The organism is Salipiger bermudensis, from assembly GCF_017309175.1.
Lineage (GTDB): Bacteria > Pseudomonadota > Alphaproteobacteria > Rhodobacterales > Rhodobacteraceae > Salipiger > Salipiger bermudensis.
The window spans coordinates 25,892-42,552 of record NZ_JAEKJV010000021.1 but is presented as its reverse complement, the minus strand read 5'-3'; the positions used below and the strand labels follow the sequence as shown (position 1 = coordinate 42,552).

The window sequence follows — 16,661 nt, the reverse complement described above, 5'->3', positions numbered from 1 at the left end:
ACCACAGCATGCTTTACTGGCTCACAGAACTGAGCGACGGCGGCGACCTGTTCAACCTGTTCCGCTACATCACCTTCCGCGCCGGCGGCGCCTTCCTGACCGCTCTGATCTTCGGCTTCATCTTCGGACGCCCGCTGATCGACGTGCTGCGCAAGCGGCAGGGCAAGGGCCAGCCGATCCGCGACGACGGCCCCGAGGGGCATTTCGTCAAGGCTGGCACGCCCACCATGGGCGGGCTGCTGATCGTGGGGGCGCTGCTGACTTCGACGCTGCTCTGGGCGCGGCTCGACAATCCCTTCGTGTGGATGGTGCTGTTTGTGACCATGGGCTACGCCGCCATCGGCTTTGCCGACGATTACGCCAAGGTGGCCAAGCAGAACACCGCAGGTGTTTCCGGCAAGATCCGGCTTTTGCTGGGCTTTCTGATCGCCGGTCTGGCGGCGGGATGGGCCGCATGGCACCACCCGGCCGAGTTGACCGGCGAGCTGGCCTTCCCGGTGTTCAAGAACGCGCTACTGGATCTGGGGATCTTCTTCGTGCCCTTCGCGATGATCGTCATCGTGGGGGCGGCAAACGCGGTGAATCTGACCGACGGGCTCGACGGGCTCGCCATCATGCCGGTGATGATCGCCGCGGGCACGCTGGGCATCATCGCCTACGCGGTGGGCCGCACCGACTTCACCGAGTATCTCGATGTGCACTACGTGCCCGGCACCGGCGAAATCCTGATCTTCTGCGCCGGCCTGATCGGAGGCGGGCTCGGGTTCCTGTGGTACAACGCGCCGCCCGCAGCGGTGTTCATGGGCGATACCGGCTCTCTGGCGCTCGGCGGCGCGCTGGGGGCGATCGCCGTGGCCACCAAGCACGAGATCGTGCTGGCCATCGTCGGCGGGCTCTTCGTGGTCGAGGCGCTCTCGGTCATCATTCAGGTGTTCTACTTCAAGCGCACCGGCAAGCGGGTTTTCCTGATGGCGCCGATCCACCACCATTACGAGAAGAAGGGGTGGGCCGAGCCGCAGATCGTGATCCGGTTCTGGATCATTTCGCTGATCCTCGCGCTGATCGGGCTCGCCACGCTCAAGCTGCGCTGATCTGGCGGCGCGCGTCCGCGGGCCGCGCACAGGTCACGTCGACCGGGGGCGTGGCCCCGGTCTCCACGGCTCTGGCGGGCGTGACGCCTTTGCCGCGAGCGGTGCCGATTGCGCTGGTCGGCCTGCCTCCGGCGGGAGTATTTTCGACGAAGAGAAGCCAGTGGCGCAGCGCTCCTGGCTTCTTTGGTTCAAAAAATACCTCGGGGGTGAATTGGCGCACAGCGCCAAGAGGGGGCTGGCCCCCTCACGCGCCGCGCTCGAGCCGTTTGGTGCTCTGGTCATGGTGCGGCGCTTGCGGTAGCGCTGGGGCGAATGTGAGAGAGCGAGGGCAGGGCGAATGATTCCGGTAACCGGGTTCGATGGTCAGACGGTGGCGGTGCTGGGGCTCGGGCGCTCCGGCCTCTCGGCGGCGCGGGCGCTGCGCGAGGGCGGGGCGCAGGCGCTGTGCTGGGACGACAACCCCGCGGCACGAGCCGCGGCGGAGGCCGAGGGTTTCGAGACCCGCGATCTTTCCGCCCAGGGCGGTTTTGACGGCGTCGCCCGGCTGGTGGTGTCGCCCGGCATCCCGCATCTTTATCCTGCTCCGAACCCGGTCATCGCTGCGGCGTGGGAGGCGGGCGTGCCGGTCGACAATGACATCGGCCTGTTCTTCCGCTCCTTCGGCAGCGGCGCCTGGGAGATGTTCGACCAACCTCCCAAGGTGGTTGCGGTCACCGGGTCCAATGGCAAGTCGACCACCTCGGCGCTGATCCATCACATCCTGCAGAGCGCCGGGCGCGGCAGCCAGCTTGCCGGCAATATCGGCCGCGGCGTGCTTGACATCGAGCCGCCGGAGGAGGGGGGCGTGGTCGTGCTCGAGCTGTCGAGCTACCAGACCGATCTCGCCCGCGCGCTGACCCCGGACGTGGCGGTGTTCACCAATCTCTCCGCGGATCATCTCGACCGGCATGGCGGCCTCGGGGGCTACTTTGCCGCCAAGCGCCGGCTCTTTGCCGAGGGCGGCCCGGACCGCTGCGTCATCGGCGTCGACGAGGCCGAAGGCCGGTACCTGGCGAACCAGCTTGCCGAGGGGGCGGTGGATGACCGGCTCATCCGGGTCTCGGCGGCGCGCAAGCTGAGCGGACCCGGCTGGGACGTCTTTGCCCGCAAGGGCTTCCTCACCGAGTGGCGCAAGGGGCGGCAGGTGGCGTCGATCGATCTGCGGCAGGTGCGCGGGCTTCCCGGCGCACACAACCACCAGAATGCCTGCGCGGCCTACGCGGCGGCGCGCGCGCTGGGGGTGGCGCCGCGGGTGATCGAGGCGGCGTTCCACTCCTTCGAGGGGCTGCCTCACCGGTCCCAGATCGTCGCCGAGGCCGGCGGCGTGGCCTATGTCAACGACAGCAAGGCGACCAACGTGGACGCGGCGCTGAAGGCGCTGCAGGCCTTCCCTCGGATTCGCTGGATCTGCGGCGGGCTGATGAAAGAGGGCGGGCTCGAGGCGCTTGCGCCGGGTTTCGACCATGTCGCCAAGGCCTATGTCATCGGCCGTGAGGCAGCGGGCTTTGCGCTCGGGCTTGCCGGGGTCGAGGCCGAGGTCTGCACCGACATGGACACGGCCGTGGCGCGTGCCATGGCCGATGCCGAGCCGGGTGAGACGGTGCTTCTGGCGCCGGCGGCGGCGAGCTTCGACCAGTACGACAATTTCGAGCAGCGCGGCGACGACTTCGCCGCCCGCGTCAAGGCGCGGCTGGCGGGCTGAGGCTCAGGCGCCGGTGCCGATCCGGGACCGGCGCAGCGGCGCGTAGAGCCCCTTTTTGACGGCATCCCGGTGCACGGCGCCGATCTGAACCGGGATCTCGGGGAGCTCGAGGATCTGCGCGATCGCGAGGCGGTGGATGCCGCCGCTTGCCGCGCGCAGCGGAGCGCCGTTGCGGTCGATATGGATCAGGATGCCGCCATGCTCGCGGCGGAAGAAATCGGGCAGCTCGGCCTTGCTCAGAAGGCGCCCGCGGCGGCGGGTCTCTTCGAAGACCCGATCCAGCGACTCGTAGCGGTTGAGGATGTCGTCGCGGCTGGCGCATTCGTCGGGTCGCTCGCCAGCAGCGATCTTGCCCATCAGGCTGTCGAAGAGCGGGGTCTGCTCCCAGTCGACGCCATCGAGATAGCGCATACGGCAACTCACCACCTTGACGTTGCCGCCGAAGGTCGTGCGCGACAGGTCCCAGTCGCCGGCGACGACCATGCCGCTCTGGCGCCGGCGCAGGCGGGGGCCGCCCGGCATTGTCCGGCAGGTTTCCCGCACCGCCAGTGGATCGATGTAGATCGCCTCGTCCGACAGCGGCGCCTCAGCGCCGTATAGGGCCTTGTTCCACGCATCGCGGACGAGCTTGCGCGGCACCTGTGCCTTGAGGTCGCGAATCCAGTTCGTCGGGTGCAGCGTGGGATGATCGGCGAACGCCATCGGCTCGTCTCCGTAACAGACAGACGACGAAAATGTAACGTTTCGATCTCGTTTTCAAGAGGCGGCGCGGCGGGAGGCGATCTCGCGACCGCAGGCGGTGCCGGAAGACCACGCCCACTGGAAATTGTAGCCGCCAAGCCAGCCGGTCACGTCGACCGCCTCGCCGATGGCGAAGAGGCCGGGGACGGACTTGGCCTCCATGGTCTTCGACGACAGCGCCGCGGTCGAGATGCCGCCGAGCGTGACCTCGGCGGTGCGCCAGCCCTCGGTGCCCTGCGGGCGCAGGTGCCAGCCCTGAAGCGCCTCGGCCAGTTCGGCGATGCGGCGGTCCGACAGGTCGGCGAGATTGCCCGCGAGCGGCAGGCTCTCGGAGAGATGCGCCACCAGCTTCGGCGGCAGCAGGTGCCCCAGCGCGGTGGTGACGGCGCGGCGACCATTCTCACTGCGGGCGGTTTTCAGCGCCGCCGCCAGATCCTGTCCCGGCAGCAGGTCGACGGCGATGTCCTCGCCCTCGTGCCAGTAGCTCGAGACCTGCAGCATCGCCGGACCGGAGAGCCCGCGATGGGTGAACAGCATCGCCTCGTCGAACGCCGCCTGTCCGGCGCGGGCCCGCACCGGCAGCGACAGGCCCGAGAGCGCCGAGAAGCGTCCGTCGGGGAAGGTGAAGGGCACCAGCCCGGCGCGTGTCGGCACCAGCGGCAGACCGAACTGCGCGGCAATGTTGTAGGCCAGCCCGGTGGCGCCCATCTTCGGGATCGACTTGCCGCCGGTGGCGAGCACGAGGTTGCGCGCTTTCACTGTCTCCGTGCGGCCCTCGCGGGTCAGTCGCGCGATGAAGCAGCTGCCATCGTGGCTGAGCTCGGCCAGCTCGGTGGAGAGCCAGAGCTCGGCGCCCGCGGTCTCCATTTCGGCGCGCAGCATGGCGACGATCTGGGTCGCCTTGTCATCGCAGAACAGTTGGCCGAGGGTCTTTTCGTGCCACGCGATGCCGTGGCGGCTGACCAGCTCGATGAAATCCCACTGTGTGTAGCGCGCCAGCGCGGATTTGCAGAAATGCGGGTTCCCGGAGAGGAAGCGCGCCGGTTCGACCTCGAGATTGGTGAAGTTGCAGCGCCCGCCGCCGGAAATGCGGATCTTTTCGCCCGGGGCGCGGGCGTGGTCGATGACCAGCGTGCCGGGCCCGGCATGGGCGGCACACATCATGCCGGCGGCACCGGCGCCGAGGATGAGCGTTTCGATCTGCATGAGGCGCTCAGGAACACGGATCGCCGCGCCGCGCAAGGGCTTGGGGCCGTCCCCGGCTGCGCGGGCGGGCTTTGCCGGCTGCCGACACGCGCCGCAACCAGCGCTTCCCAACCGGGCCGGGCTTTGCTAAGCTTTTTCCAGAAGATCCGGGACAACCCGGACGATACAGGCAGTTTGCCGGCCCTGCGCCGGCCATCACGAGCGGTGATCCCATGACGGAAATGGTTTACGGCACGGTGTCCTCCGTGCGCGAGGGCGAACCCGTTCTGCCCAAATGGTGGCGGACGGTGGATCGCTGGGCATTGTCCTGCATTCTCATGCTCTTCGGCGTCGGCATCCTGCTGGGGCTGGCCGCGTCTCCGCCGCTGGCCGAACGCAACGGCTTTGGCCATTTCCATTACGTGCAGCGGCAGGCCTTCTTTGGCGGGCTGGCGCTGACCGCAATGCTTCTGACCTCGATGATGACGCCGGTGCAGGTGCGCCGGATCGCGGTGATCGGCTTCCTCGGCGCCTTCATCGCGCTCTTGGGGCTGCCCTTCCTCGGCACCGATTTCGGCAAGGGCGCGGTGCGCTGGTACTCGCTGGGCTTTGCCAGCGTGCAACCCTCGGAGTTCCTCAAGCCGCTCTTCGTCATCGTCGTGGCCTGGCTGATGGCCGCCAGCCAGGAGATCGGCGGCCCGCCGGGCAAGATCTGGTCTTTCGGGCTCACGGTGACCATCGTGCTGACGCTGGCGCTGCAGCCGGATTTCGGGCAGGCCTGCCTGGTGCTCTTCGGCTGGGGCGTGATGTGGTTCGTGGCAGGCGCGCCGATGCTGCTGCTGGTGGGGCTTGCCGCGCTCGTGGTGCTGGGCGGCATGGTCGCCTATAACAACTCCGAGCACTTTGCCCGCCGCATCGACGGCTTCCTCACCCCCGAGGTCGATCCCACCACCCAGCTCGGCTACGCCACCAATGCCATCCAGGAAGGCGGCTTCTTCGGCGTGGGCGTGGGCGAGGGCACGGTGAAATGGTCGCTGCCCGATGCCCATACCGATTTCATCATCGCCGTGGCGGCGGAGGAATACGGCCTGATCCTCGTGCTGGCGATCATCGCGCTCTACACCACCGTGGTGGTGCGCTCGATGATGCGCCTGATCCGCGAGCGTGATCCGTTCATCCGCCTCGCCGGGACCGGCCTTGCCGCGATGTTCGGCGTGCAGGCGATGATCAACATGGGCGTGGCGGTGCGGCTGCTGCCCGCCAAGGGCATGACGCTGCCCTTCGTGAGCTATGGCGGCTCGTCGCTGATTGCCGGGGGCATTGCGCTTGGCATGCTGCTGGCCTTCACCCGGACCCGCCCGCAAGGCGAGATCGGCGAAATCCTGCGCGGGCGCGCCCGCTAGGCTGGGTTTTCCCCGCCGCCTGTGCTCTGAGGCGGCGTCGGGCCGCAGGGGCGGCCTGCAGGCAACGAACAACAGCCGGCGCGGCGCTCAGCCGCGCTTCGGCGGACAAGAACGGGAGATCACGGGATCATGGCAGAGCAGTTCCGGCGCCCTCTACTGGTCATCGCGGCGGGCGGCACCGGCGGGCACATGTTTCCGGCGCAGGCGCTGGCGGAGATCATGCTGCGGCGCGGCTGGCGGGTGAAGCTCTCGACCGACGCGCGCGGCGCGCGCTACACCGGCGGCTTCCCCCATTCCACCGAGATCGAGCAGGTGAGCTCGGCCACCTTCGCCCGGGGCGGGGCGCTGTCCAAGCTCGGCGTACCGTTCCGCATTGCGGGCGGCGTGCTGTCGATGATGCGGCGCTTCCGTCGCGACCGGCCCGACGTGGTGGTGGGGTTCGGAGGCTACCCCTCGATTCCGGCGCTGGGGGCGGCGCACCTGATGAAGCTGCCGCGGATGATCCATGAGCAGAACGGCGTGCTGGGCCGCGTCAACGAGATCTTTGCCAAGAAGGTCGACTGCGTCTGCTGCGGCACCTGGCCCACCAAGCTGCCCGAAGGCATCGAGGGCGTGCACACCGGCAACCCGGTCCGCATGGCGGTGCAGGAGCGCGGCGGCGCGGGCTACATCGTGCCCGGTGACTACCCGATGTCGCTGTTGGTGATCGGCGGCAGCCAGGGCGCGCGCATCCTGTCGGACATCGTGCCGCCCGCCATCGAGCGCCTGCCGATGGAGATCCTGCGCCACCTCCGCGTCAGTCATCAGGCGCGCGACGAGGATGGCGAGCGGGTCGCGGAGTTCTACCACCAGCACGGCATCGACGCCGACGTGCAGCCGTTCTTCACCGACATTCCCGCCCGCATGTCCGAAGCGCAGCTGGTGATCTCGCGCTCGGGCGCTTCGTCGTTGGCGGATATCTCGGTGATCGGGCGGCCCTCGATCCTCGTGCCTTACGCGGTGGCGGCGGGCGACCATCAGACGGTGAACGCGCAGGGGCTCGTGGATGCGGGCGCCGCGATCCGCATGCCCGAGAGCAAGCTCAGTGTCGACAGCATGGCCGAGGCCATCGCCGCCGTGCTCGGCAATCCCGAGGGCGCGCTGCAGATGTCGCGCGCGGCGCTGTCGGTGGCGAAACCGAACGCGGCAGAGCATCTCGCGGTTCTGGTGGAGCATCTCGCGGGATTGGGACAGGAACAGGCAGCAGAGGACGGGCAGGCATGAAACACGAACGCGCAGACGCAGGGGGCATGATGAACGCCGCAACCAAACTTCCCGGCGATGTCGGGGCGATCCATTTCGTCGGCATCGGCGGCATCGGCATGTCGGGCATCGCGGAAGTGCTGCTCAACCATGGCTACACCGTGCAGGGCTCGGACCTGAAGGCCTCGAAGATCACCGAACGGCTGGAGAGCCTCGGCGCGCATGTATTCGAGGGCCAGCGGGCCGAGAATCTCGAGGCCGCCGAGGTGGTGGTGATCTCCTCGGCGATCAAGCCCGGCAACCCCGAGCTCGACGAGGCGCGGCGGCGTGGCCTGCCGGTGGTGCGCCGGGCCGAGATGCTGGCCGAGCTCATGCGGCTGAAATCGAACGTCGCGGTGGCCGGCACGCATGGCAAGACGACCACCACGACGATGGTGGCGACGCTGCTCGATGCGGGCCAGCTCGACCCCACTGTGATCAACGGTGGCATTATCCACGCCTACGGCTCCAACGCCCGCGTCGGACTTGGGGAGTGGATGGTGGTCGAGGCCGACGAGAGCGACGGCACTTTCAACCGCCTGCCGGCGACCATCGCCATCGTCACCAATATCGACCCCGAGCACATGGAGCACTGGGGCTCGATCGAGAACCTGCGCGACGGCTTCTACCAGTTCGTCTCGAACATCCCGTTCTACGGTCTGGCGGTGTGCTGCACCGACCATGCCGAGGTGCAGGCGCTGGTGGGTCGGGTCAGCGATCGTCGGGTGACCACCTACGGTTTCAACGCCCAGGCCGACGTGCGCGCCGTCAACCTGCGCTACGAGAAGGGCATCGCCCATTTCGACATCCTGCTGCAGGGCGAGGACAGCAAGATCGAGGAGTGCACCCTGCCGATGCCGGGCGATCACAACGTGTCGAACGCGCTGGCCGCCGTGGCGGTGGCGCGCCATCTCGGCATGACGCGCGAAGAGATCCGCGCGGCGCTCGCGGCCTTTGGTGGCGTCAACCGCCGCTTCACCCGCGTGGGAGAGGTCAACGGGGTGACGGTGATCGACGATTACGGCCACCACCCGGTTGAGATCGCCGCGGTGCTCAAGGCTGCGCGCCAGGCCAGCGAGGGCCGGGTCATCGCGGTGCACCAGCCGCACCGCTATTCGCGCCTGCACACGCTGTTCGACGATTTCTGCGCCTGCTTCAACGAGGCAGACGTGGTCGCAATCGGCGATGTCTACGGCGCTGGCGAGGACCCGATCGAGGGCGCCAGCCGCGACGATCTCGTCGCCGGGCTGATCCGCCACGGCCATCGCCATGCCCGCGCCATCCACGACGAGGACGATCTCGAGCGGCTGGTGCGCGAGCAGGCGCGCCCGGGCGACATGGTGGTCTGCCTCGGCGCCGGCACGATCTCGAGCTGGGCCAACAACCTGCCGGATCGTCTGAGCCGCGAGGCCTGAGCCGGCGAAGATTTTTCGGACGAAAAATCTTGTCCGACCCTGCGCCTGACAGGAATTTTCGTACGAAAATTCCTGTTTCTTCCGCTTGCGGGGGGGAGTCCGCCGGGGCAGTCTGCCAGCGACGTCACCGCGAAAGGACCGCCCCATGCCCGTCTCGCTGATGCTGGCCTGCGCCTGGGGCATCGCGGCCAATCTCGCCGCCCTGCTGCCCTCGCGCGACAACCACTGGACCCGCGCCTATCTGCTGATCGCCAGCGGCCTGCCGATCCTCGGCTACGTGGTCTGGGAGAGCGGCCCGTGGGTCGGGCTGGTTGTCTTGCTCGCGATGATGAGCGTGTTGCGCTGGCCGGTGCTCTACCTCTGGCGATGGCTGCGCCGGCGGTCTCGTCCCGGCGCATGACAAAGGGGGCACACGGCCCCCTCTGGTGATCTTGGTTCTGCGAGCGTCGCTCAGTCGGCGGCGCAATCCGAGATGCGGGTCGCCAGATCCCCGATCAGAGCAGGGTAGAATCCCGCACCGGGCTCGAGCGCCATGCCGAGAGGGTCGAGCTCGGCGACTTTCACCTCCGTGCCCTCGGTGACCGCATCGATCAGCCGCGAATCGAACTGCGGCTCGGCGAAGACACAGGTGGCACCGGTTTCGGCAATGGCATCGCGCAGCTCCGAGAGGCGCGCAGGGCTCGGCGCGGTGGCGTCCGAGAGCTGGATGGCGCCGAGAACGTTGAGGCCGAAAGTGTCCTCGAAATACTGGTAGGCGTCGTGGAACACCACGAACCGGCTGTCCCGAGCGGCGTCCAGCTGCGCGCGCGCCGTGGTGACGGCGGCATCGATCTCCGCTTGCGCCGCCTCGGCATTGGCACGGTAGGCGCCGGCATTCTCACGGTCGGCCTCGGCCAGTGCGTCGGCGATCACGCCGAGCCAGGCGCGGGCATTGGCGGGCGAAAGCCAGACATGCGGATCTTCGGGGCCGTGATCGTGGCCATGGGCGGCCGCGGCGTGATCGTCGTCGTCGTGATGCGCGTCAGAATGGCCTTCATGATCGTGATCATCATGGTCATGATCGTCGTGGTCGTGGTCGTGGTCGTGGTCGTGGTCGTGGTCGTGGTCTTCGTGCGCATGCTCTTCATGCGCGTGCCCGTCGTCCGCATGGTCATGATCGTGCTCGAACAATGCCCCGTCGCGGGTGGCGAGATGCGCGGTGACCTCGGCGTCGAACAGCGCCAGCTCGGCAGCGCTGCCGGCGATGGCGTCGATCTTGCGGCCGATGCCCGGCGACAGTTCGGCGCCGATCCAGACCACCAGATCCGCATCCTGAAGGTTGCGGGCCTCGGACGGGCTCAGCGCGTGATCATGCGGCGAGGCCCCTTGCGGCACCAGCAGTTCGGGCGTCCCCAGATCGCCCATCACCGAAGCCACCAGTCCCTGCACGGGGGCGATGTCGGTGACCACCTTGGGCACCTCGGCGCAAAGCGGGCTGGCCAGGAAGAGCGCGGGGAGGAGCGGTTTCAGCATCGTCTTCATCTCGTTATAGTATAACATCGCGGGCTTGATACTGGCCACGCTATAACATATCAAGCCCATAATTGATGGAGGCCGCCATGGACGCGCTCGGGTTCACCCACCACGATCACCAGCATTGCATCTCGCAGGCGATGAGCGCCGCCGAGGAAACCTGCGCCGAGCAGGGGCTCCAGCTCACCCCGCAGCGCCGCAGGGTGCTCGAGATCCTGCTCGAGAAGCATCGCGCCATGGGCGCCTACGAACTGCTCGACGTGCTGCGTGCCGAGGGGATCGGCGCGCAGCCGCCGACGGTCTACCGGGCGCTGGATTTCCTCGTGGGCAACGGCTTTGCACACAAGATCGAGCGGCTGAACGCCTTTGTCGCCTGCGCCCATCCCGGCGAGCGCCACGCCCCCGCCTTCCTGATCTGCTCGGACTGTGGCGCGGTGGCCGAGATGCCTTCGCGCGAGATCGCGCAGGCGGTGCGCAAGGCTGCCGGCACGCTCGATTTCGAGGTGGCGCGCATGGTGATCGAGGCCGAGGGTCGCTGCCCAGACTGCCGGACGGCCGCGGCATGAACCTGATCGAGGCGCAGCGTCTCGAGGTGACGCTCGGCAGCCACAAGGTGCTGAGCCATGTCGACTTTCACGTCGCGCCGGGCGAGATCGTCACCATCGTGGGCCCGAACGGGTCGGGCAAGTCGACCCTCTTGCGGACGCTGTTGGGCGCGCTGCGCCCGGATGCAGGCAAGGTGACCCGCAAGCCGGGCCTGCGGCTGGGCTACGTGCCGCAGAAGCTGATGATGGATCCGACCCTGCCGATGAACGTGATGCGCTTCCTGTCGCTGCCGAAGCGCGTACCGGCGGCCGAGCGGCAGGCGGCGCTCGACGAGGCAGGGGCGGGCACGCTCGGCGAGCGGCCGATGTCCGGGCTCTCGGGCGGGCAGTTCCAGCGCGTGCTGCTGGCGCGCGCGCTGCTCGAAAAGCCCGACCTGTTGCTGCTCGACGAGCCGACGCAGGGGCTCGACCAGCCCGGCTCAGCGGCGTTCTATAGGCAGGTCGAACATATCCGCGAGCATCTGGGCTGTGCCGTGGTGATGGTCAGCCACGAGTTGCACGTGGTGATGAGCGCCTCGGACCGGGTGGTGTGCCTGAACGGCCATGTCTGCTGTCAGGGCCACCCGGAGGTGGTGGCGCAGGCGGCGGAGTACCGGGCGCTTTTCGGCACCGGCACCGCCGGCGCGCTGGCGCTCTATCGGCATGAGCACAGCCATCGCCATGATGCGGCCTGCGATCACGATCACGATCATGGTCACGCGCACGATCACGGCCACGCGCATACCCGTTCGGAGGCAAGCTGAATGCTCGACGATTTTCTCGTGCGTGCCGCGCTGGCGGGGCTGGGCCTTGCCCTCGCGGCGGCGCCGCTGGGCTGTTTCGTGGCGTGGCGGCGCATGGCCTATTTCGGCGATGCCACCGCCCATGCGGCCATCCTCGGCGTGGCGCTGTCGCTTGCCCTGTCGCTGCCGGTGGTCATCGGCACGATGGTCGTGGCGCTGCTGATGGCCTTTCTGGTGGGCTCGCTCACCGACCGGGGGCTGGCGATGGACACGGTGCTGGGGGTGCTGGCCCATAGCGCGCTGGCCCTGGGCCTCGTGGCGGTGACCTTCGTTCCCGGGGTGCGACTCGATCTCTCGGCCTATCTTTTCGGCGACATCCTCGCGGTGACCAAGGTCGACCTTGCGGTGATCTGGGCCGGGGCGGGCGCGGTGATCGCGCTGATCGCCTGGCGTTGGCAGGCGCTGCTGACGGCCACGGTCTCGCCGGATCTGGCCTATGCCAGCGGGCTCGACCCGCGGCGCGAGCAGCGCATCCTGACGCTGGCGCTGGCGCTCACCGTGGCGGTCGCGATCAAGGTGGTGGGGGCGCTGCTGGTCAGCGCCATGCTGCTGATTCCCGCCGCCGCCGCCCGGCCGCTGGCGCGCAGCCCGGAGGGCATGGCGCTGATCGCCGCCGGCATCGGCGCAATGGCGGCGCTGTCCGGGCTGTGGGGGGCATTCCTGCTCGACACGCCGGCGGGCCCGTCGATGATCAGCGCCGCGGCCCTGCTTTTTGCCGCCACCAGCGCGGTGCGTCTTCTGAAGAAATAAGCGCGGCGCCCTCCGGGGCGTCGCAACGATTCGCGGCACACCGCGCGCGACAGAGCCCGTCGATCAGGGACGCGGCAACCCGCGATCAGGCACCAAAATCTTGGAGGGGGAGGGTGGTACCGCCTTCCCGGTTCGAACGGGAGACCTCTTGATCCACAATCAAGCGCTCTAACCTACTGAGCTAAGGCGGCACGTTGGGGGGAAATACCGTCGGCTCCGGAGGATTGCAAGTCAAAATCCGGACCTTGTTCCGGCGATCAGAGTGGGCGCTCCCAGACCTGCTCGACCAAGGCCTGGCCGTAGTTCCGGATCGGTGTCGAACGCGTGCAGGCAAAGCCGTTCCGGGCATAGAGCGCACAGGCCGCGCGGTGGCTTTCATGGGTGCCGAGAACAATCTGGCGATAGCCATGCCCGCGTGCGAAGCCCATGCAGGTCTCGAGCAGGCGTCGGCCTTGGCCAGTGCCGCGCGCCTCCGGTTCCAGCAGAAACAGGCGCAGCCGCGCGGTGCGGTCGTCCTCGCGAACGCAGAAGATGCTGCCGAGCCGACGCGCCCCGGCGCGCAGGATCCAGCCGCGCTCGCACGTGGGGTCGTGAGCCGTCTCGAAATCCCGCAGAACCGCATCGACCACGACCGGGAAGCTGGCATCGAAGCCGTTCTCGGCGGCGTAGAGGCGGCCATGGGCCTCGACCAGCCAATCATGATCGGCGCTGGTATAGGGGGTGATCTCGGGTAGGGTCATGGCGGTCATGGCGCCACGGTTCCACCGCGCGGCTTGCAAATCAAGCCCGCCGGGGCTACCTCGCAGGGATGCCGCGCGGGGTTGCGCGGCCAGACGAGGACGAGGCCATGGGTATCAACACCGAACGCGACATCGAAGCCAACCTGCAGATCGGTCCGACGGATCAGGCCATGGTCCGGATCTTCGTGGCCGCGGGAGACGCCGAGATCCCGATGGATTTCGAACCCGAAGAGGCCGAGGAAATCGCAGAAGAGATCCGCGCCGCCGCCGCCGCCGCGCGCAAGATGAAGGGCCGCCGCTAAGGCCTTGAAATGCAGCCGGCCTAGCCAATCCGGCCATCCAGCATCGCGCCGGGATCGCGCAACGTCTGCAGCCGGCGTGCCGCGTGGATCGCGAAACGCCGGGTGAGCGCGTTGCGTCGGGCGCCAGCGAGCTTGCTCTCGGGGCCCATGCGCAGGATTTCCGCGTCGTAGGCATCGGCGATGATCAGCCCGGTGCCCTCGGGCAGCAGATCGGTCGGAAACGCCTCGTCCACCGCCCAGAAATAGCGGTCGCACCAGTCGAGATAGCCCTGCCACTTGCCGTCCGACATGAAATCGGCGCGGCTGCTCTTGCACTCGATCACCCAGATCTCGCCCTTCGGTCCCAGCGCCATCACGTCGACGCGCTTGCCGCGCTCGGGCACGAACTCTTCGACCACGGCGAAGTTATGCGCCCCCGAGAGGTGACGGCACACGCCGCGCGCCAGAAGCTGGCCGGGCATCAGGACGGGATCGGACTGAAGGGTCATGGCGCAAGTATGAACAATCCGTGAACAAACGCAAGCATCTGCCCCGTCACTCTTCCTTGAGCGCTGGAAGCCCCTAACTTCTTACAAATGTGCTTACGGGAGACCCGCGTATGAGTGACGAGAGGATGAGCGACGAGACGGGGATGCCCCGCCATCAGGCGCGGCGCGTGCGCCATGCCCGCGAATTGCAGGACCACCTGAACTGGCTCGACACGTTCTCGGGCACCGCGCTCGGCGTGCTGGCGGTGGCGTCCGGGATCTACACCTATCTCGGCGTGTCCTCGCTGCTCGACGACAACGGCGCGATGACGGTGTTTGCCGCCATCGCTTACTCCGTCGCCGTCTCGGTCGGGATCTTCGTGTTCTGGTCCTACCTGATGCGACTGTTCCCGGCGGTGCGCACGGCGCGGGCGCGGATCGGCCTGCTGGGCGCGATGGGTTTGGGAAGCCTCGCCATCGTGGCCATGTCCTCGTGGCTCAATGCCGCGGCGCTGGCGGGTTCGGCAGCCATCGAGCAGCATCTCGCCAAGACCGTGCAGGATTACCAGTCCTCGCTCGAGCGCACCCATGAGATCGCGCTTTCGGCGCAGGCGCTGGAGCGTGACGTGTCGCGGGTGCGCCAGAGCTTCGAGGATCTCTCCGAGCAGGAGGCTCAGGGCACGCTCTCGGGGCTTGCCGGGCGCGGTGCGGTGTTCCGGGTGCTGCGGCAGAAGGCGGCGGAGCTGTCGGCGCTCGAGACCCAGATCGCGGGCCAGACGCCGCTGGTGCAATCCGCCTTTACCGAAGGCAACACTATCCTGTCGCAGATGCGGGCGCTGACGGTCGAGCCCGGCCCGGTCGAGGCGCGCTCGGTCGAATTCTCCGAGGCGGCGGTGCAGCTGCAGGGGCTGATCGCGCAGCTGCGGCAGCTCTCGGTGGCACCGCTGGTGGAGCGCGCGGCGCAGGATCTCTCGGCGTCCGTGGTGCTGCCAGAGCTCGACGGCAGCACGGAAGAAATCCGCGGCAACCAGACCGCCACCATCGACTCGGTGCTCGAGGCGCTGGCCAGCCGGGCGGCGACGCTGGAACAGGCAGCGCGCGAGGTCATGGCGATGACGCCCGCGGCGGAGGTGACCTACACGCCGGTCTCGGCGGCGGATGCGGTGATCCTCTACGCCCGCAACTTCGTGCCCTCCTGGGCCGGGGCCATCGCCATCGACCTGTTGCCGGCGGTGCTGGTGCTGATCCTCGCCGTGACGCAGGCGGCGATCCGCGAGAACCGCGAGGATGCCGCCATCGAGGACACCATGACGCTCAGCGAGCTGCGCTCGGCGCTCTCGGCGCTGCGCGACGTGGAAACCGACATGTCGCGGATGCCTGAGGTGCGCGACCGGGCAGGGGATCCGCCCGGCGATCTGCCAGAGAGCACCGCACGGCCGGTCTCGCCCGCGGCGGAGGAGGCTGAGTCGCCAGACCCATCGCCCACTCGTCGCGAAGCGGATGTGGCGCGGCTCAAGGGCGCGGGCAGCTGATGCGCGGGCTGACGGTCGGGCGGGTGCTGACCGGCATCCTCGCCTTCCAGATCACCATCGGCGCCTTCCTCGTTCTGGGCGACATGCGCGCCAACGGCTTTCGCCTGCCCAGCATGACCCCCGCGGCGCCGCGCCTGTCCGAGCCGGTGCGCCCGGGCGATCAGCGCCGGGTCTTCGATCCGTCGCGTCAGCGTCCACCGCTCGACCCGGCGCGCGATGCCGGTGAGTTGCCCGAGCGGCTCACGCTGACGGAGACCGGCACCGGCGGGGAATGGCGGCTCGAGGGGGCCATCGCGCCGGGCGATGGCGCGCGCGTGATCGGGCTGATCGAGGCGGCCGATCCGGCGGTCGAGACGCTGGTTCTGCAAAGCCCCGGCGGCTCGGTGGGCGATGCGCTCGAGCTTGGCCGGCACCTGCGCGAGGCCGGTATCGGGACGCGGATGTTGCGCGGCGAAATCTGCTATTCGGCCTGCCCCTATCTGCTTGCGGGCGGTGCGCGCCGCGACATCGAGGAGGGCGCCTCGGTGGGCGTGCACCAGCACTACTTCGGCAAGAGCACCATTCTCCCGGCCTTCGTGGCGGTCGAGGACATCCAGCGCGGGCAGGGCGAAGTGATGATCTATCTCGAGGAGATGGGCATCGACCCGCTGGTGATGAGCCACGCGCTGACCACGCCCTCGGACGAGATCTACCTGCTGCTGCCGGAAGAGCTGGAGCGTTACAATTTCGTGACGGTCGAAGAAGGCTGAATTCGCAGCAAGCCCTTGCCGAACCGGCTGGTCGCGACTATCTCGCGCTCAGGCGGGTTCTGCCCTTCTCGTTCATGGTTGCATTCCGGTGGCCTTAAGCAATTCCGAGGGAGTTGGCTCTGTCCGGGCCCTGGTCCGGTTACCTGACGCCCACCTGTATATACAGGTCCTCGGGAATGAGATAACCCCACGGTTGGTGTGGTTCCCGCCGCTTTCCCTCCGAGCTCACCTGATCGACAGGCGCGATGTGCCTGCCTGCTCGCTATTGGCGGACGGGAAACCGGCCTGTTCCAAGTTCGGTTGCTCGCGTGTCGCCCACAAGGCCTGAAGGGCTTTTCCCTCAAAGCGTTGCGGCGCGATCCTCA

General features: G+C 68.2%; 17 protein-coding genes and 1 tRNA gene. 12 read left to right on the top strand and 6 right to left on the bottom strand.

Annotated features, from left to right (window positions below):
- Nucleotides 1–8: 8 nt before the first annotated feature.
- Together mraY and murD are read left to right on the top strand one after the other, a co-directional pair.
- Nucleotides 9–1,091, top strand: a complete 1,083-nt coding sequence (gene mraY, locus JF542_RS21530) for a phospho-N-acetylmuramoyl-pentapeptide-transferase (protein ID WP_207077362.1) — start codon at nucleotides 9–11, stop codon at nucleotides 1,089–1,091.
- A gap of 337 nt (nucleotides 1,092–1,428) precedes the next feature.
- Nucleotides 1,429–2,832 (top strand): UDP-N-acetylmuramoyl-L-alanine--D-glutamate ligase, encoded by a 1,404-nt coding sequence (gene murD, locus JF542_RS21525; RefSeq protein WP_207077361.1) that lies wholly within the window; start codon nucleotides 1,429–1,431, stop codon nucleotides 2,830–2,832.
- A 3-nt stretch (nucleotides 2,833–2,835) separates the two neighbouring features.
- Here murD and JF542_RS21520 read toward each other — a convergent pair whose 3' ends face one another.
- Nucleotides 2,836–3,534 carry a hypothetical protein gene (locus JF542_RS21520; RefSeq protein WP_007799168.1) on the bottom strand — a complete coding sequence of 233 codons (699 nt, stop codon included), beginning with the start codon at nucleotides 3,532–3,534 and terminating at the stop codon, nucleotides 2,836–2,838.
- Nucleotides 3,535–3,588: 54 nt separating this feature from the next.
- Nucleotides 3,589–4,779, bottom strand: a complete 1,191-nt coding sequence (locus tag JF542_RS21515; protein ID WP_207077360.1) for a BaiN/RdsA family NAD(P)/FAD-dependent oxidoreductase — start codon at nucleotides 4,777–4,779, stop codon at nucleotides 3,589–3,591.
- Nucleotides 4,780–4,991: 212 nt separating this feature from the next.
- Between JF542_RS21515 and JF542_RS21510 the strand changes: the two genes are divergently transcribed.
- The 4 genes from JF542_RS21510 to JF542_RS21495 all read left to right on the top strand — a co-directional run bounded on the left by JF542_RS21510 (nucleotide 4,992) and on the right by JF542_RS21495 (nucleotide 9,257).
- On the top strand, nucleotides 4,992–6,161 hold the full coding sequence (locus tag JF542_RS21510; RefSeq protein ID WP_207077359.1) for a peptidoglycan glycosyltransferase FtsW: 1,170 nt from the start codon (nucleotides 4,992–4,994) through the stop codon (nucleotides 6,159–6,161).
- A 129-nt stretch (nucleotides 6,162–6,290) separates the two neighbouring features.
- The gene (locus tag JF542_RS21505; protein WP_207077358.1) at nucleotides 6,291–7,424 is read left to right on the top strand and encodes a UDP-N-acetylglucosamine--N-acetylmuramyl-(pentapeptide) pyrophosphoryl-undecaprenol N-acetylglucosamine transferase; all 1,134 of its coding nucleotides are present in this window, start codon (nucleotides 6,291–6,293) and stop codon (nucleotides 7,422–7,424) included.
- A gap of 29 nt (nucleotides 7,425–7,453) precedes the next feature.
- Nucleotides 7,454–8,857 (top strand): UDP-N-acetylmuramate--L-alanine ligase, encoded by a 1,404-nt coding sequence (gene murC / locus JF542_RS21500; protein WP_040545362.1) that lies wholly within the window; start codon nucleotides 7,454–7,456, stop codon nucleotides 8,855–8,857.
- A gap of 145 nt (nucleotides 8,858–9,002) precedes the next feature.
- On the top strand, nucleotides 9,003–9,257 hold the full coding sequence (locus JF542_RS21495) for a DUF2484 family protein (RefSeq protein ID WP_207077357.1): 255 nt from the start codon (nucleotides 9,003–9,005) through the stop codon (nucleotides 9,255–9,257).
- 50 nt (nucleotides 9,258–9,307) lie between these two features.
- On the opposite strand, the gene JF542_RS21490 is transcribed toward JF542_RS21495, so the two are convergent.
- Nucleotides 9,308–10,369, bottom strand: a complete 1,062-nt coding sequence (locus JF542_RS21490; RefSeq protein WP_207077356.1) for a zinc ABC transporter substrate-binding protein — start codon at nucleotides 10,367–10,369, stop codon at nucleotides 9,308–9,310.
- 86 nt (nucleotides 10,370–10,455) lie between these two features.
- Here JF542_RS21490 and JF542_RS21485 point away from each other — a divergent pair, with 86 nt between their 5' ends.
- Genes JF542_RS21485 through JF542_RS21475 form a run of 3 tightly spaced genes read left to right on the top strand, consistent with a single transcriptional unit; the run spans nucleotide 10,456 to nucleotide 12,506 of the window.
- Complete coding sequence (locus tag JF542_RS21485) at nucleotides 10,456–10,935, top strand: Fur family transcriptional regulator (protein ID WP_040545363.1); 480 nt, start codon at nucleotides 10,456–10,458, stop codon at nucleotides 10,933–10,935.
- On the top strand, nucleotides 10,932–11,717 hold the full coding sequence (locus JF542_RS21480) for an ATP-binding cassette domain-containing protein (protein ID WP_207077355.1): 786 nt from the start codon (nucleotides 10,932–10,934) through the stop codon (nucleotides 11,715–11,717). The genes JF542_RS21485 and JF542_RS21480 overlap by 4 nt, the downstream gene beginning before the upstream one ends.
- Nucleotides 11,718–12,506, top strand: a complete 789-nt coding sequence (locus JF542_RS21475) for a metal ABC transporter permease (protein ID WP_007799183.1) — start codon at nucleotides 11,718–11,720, stop codon at nucleotides 12,504–12,506.
- 114 nt (nucleotides 12,507–12,620) lie between these two features.
- Here the strand turns inward: JF542_RS21475 and JF542_RS21470 are convergent.
- Both JF542_RS21470 and JF542_RS21465 read right to left on the bottom strand, forming a co-directional pair.
- Nucleotides 12,621–12,697, bottom strand: a tRNA-His gene (locus JF542_RS21470).
- Between the two features lie 66 nt (nucleotides 12,698–12,763).
- The gene (locus JF542_RS21465; RefSeq protein ID WP_207077354.1) at nucleotides 12,764–13,255 is read right to left on the bottom strand and encodes a GNAT family N-acetyltransferase; all 492 of its coding nucleotides are present in this window, start codon (nucleotides 13,253–13,255) and stop codon (nucleotides 12,764–12,766) included.
- A gap of 98 nt (nucleotides 13,256–13,353) precedes the next feature.
- On the opposite strand from JF542_RS21465, the gene JF542_RS21460 reads away from it, so the two are divergent.
- Nucleotides 13,354–13,548, top strand: a complete 195-nt coding sequence (locus tag JF542_RS21460) for a DUF6324 family protein (RefSeq protein ID WP_007799185.1) — start codon at nucleotides 13,354–13,356, stop codon at nucleotides 13,546–13,548.
- Between the two features lie 20 nt (nucleotides 13,549–13,568).
- Here JF542_RS21460 and JF542_RS21455 read toward each other — a convergent pair whose 3' ends face one another.
- On the bottom strand, nucleotides 13,569–14,036 hold the full coding sequence (locus JF542_RS21455) for an MmcB family DNA repair protein (protein ID WP_207077353.1): 468 nt from the start codon (nucleotides 14,034–14,036) through the stop codon (nucleotides 13,569–13,571).
- Between the two features lie 125 nt (nucleotides 14,037–14,161).
- On the opposite strand from JF542_RS21455, the gene JF542_RS21450 reads away from it, so the two are divergent.
- Complete coding sequence (locus JF542_RS21450; RefSeq protein WP_207077409.1) at nucleotides 14,162–15,547, top strand: hypothetical protein; 1,386 nt, start codon at nucleotides 14,162–14,164, stop codon at nucleotides 15,545–15,547.
- On the top strand, nucleotides 15,547–16,296 hold the full coding sequence (locus JF542_RS21445; RefSeq protein ID WP_007799188.1) for a COG3904 family protein: 750 nt from the start codon (nucleotides 15,547–15,549) through the stop codon (nucleotides 16,294–16,296). Before JF542_RS21450 ends, JF542_RS21445 begins: the two co-directional genes overlap by 1 nt.
- Nucleotides 16,297–16,661 lie beyond the last annotated feature (365 nt).

Bases quoted from the DNA above. Each gene is read 5' to 3' on its own strand.
- JF542_RS21510 (WP_207077359.1), top strand. From the start codon at position 4,992: ATGACGGAAATGGTTTACGGCACGGTGTCCTCCGTGCGCGAGGGCGAA.
- JF542_RS21485 (WP_040545363.1), top strand. From the start codon at position 10,456: ATGGACGCGCTCGGGTTCACCCACCACGATCACCAGCATTGCATCTCG.
- JF542_RS21445 (WP_007799188.1), top strand. From the start codon at position 15,547: ATGCGCGGGCTGACGGTCGGGCGGGTGCTGACCGGCATCCTCGCCTTC.
- mraY (WP_207077362.1), top strand. From the start codon at position 9: ATGCTTTACTGGCTCACAGAACTGAGCGACGGCGGCGACCTGTTCAAC.
- JF542_RS21465 (WP_207077354.1), bottom strand. From the start codon at position 13,255: ATGACCGCCATGACCCTACCCGAGATCACCCCCTATACCAGCGCCGAT.
- JF542_RS21490 (WP_207077356.1), bottom strand. From the start codon at position 10,369: ATGCTGAAACCGCTCCTCCCCGCGCTCTTCCTGGCCAGCCCGCTTTGC.
- JF542_RS21495 (WP_207077357.1), top strand. From the start codon at position 9,003: ATGCCCGTCTCGCTGATGCTGGCCTGCGCCTGGGGCATCGCGGCCAAT.
- JF542_RS21460 (WP_007799185.1), top strand. From the start codon at position 13,354: ATGGGTATCAACACCGAACGCGACATCGAAGCCAACCTGCAGATCGGT.
- JF542_RS21515 (WP_207077360.1), bottom strand. From the start codon at position 4,779: ATGCAGATCGAAACGCTCATCCTCGGCGCCGGTGCCGCCGGCATGATG.
- murD (WP_207077361.1), top strand. From the start codon at position 1,429: ATGATTCCGGTAACCGGGTTCGATGGTCAGACGGTGGCGGTGCTGGGG.
- JF542_RS21455 (WP_207077353.1), bottom strand. From the start codon at position 14,036: ATGACCCTTCAGTCCGATCCCGTCCTGATGCCCGGCCAGCTTCTGGCG.
- murC (WP_040545362.1), top strand. From the start codon at position 7,454: ATGAACGCCGCAACCAAACTTCCCGGCGATGTCGGGGCGATCCATTTC.
- JF542_RS21480 (WP_207077355.1), top strand. From the start codon at position 10,932: ATGAACCTGATCGAGGCGCAGCGTCTCGAGGTGACGCTCGGCAGCCAC.
- JF542_RS21475 (WP_007799183.1), top strand. From the start codon at position 11,718: ATGCTCGACGATTTTCTCGTGCGTGCCGCGCTGGCGGGGCTGGGCCTT.
- JF542_RS21450 (WP_207077409.1), top strand. From the start codon at position 14,162: ATGAGCGACGAGACGGGGATGCCCCGCCATCAGGCGCGGCGCGTGCGC.
- JF542_RS21505 (WP_207077358.1), top strand. From the start codon at position 6,291: ATGGCAGAGCAGTTCCGGCGCCCTCTACTGGTCATCGCGGCGGGCGGC.
- JF542_RS21520 (WP_007799168.1), bottom strand. From the start codon at position 3,534: ATGGCGTTCGCCGATCATCCCACGCTGCACCCGACGAACTGGATTCGC.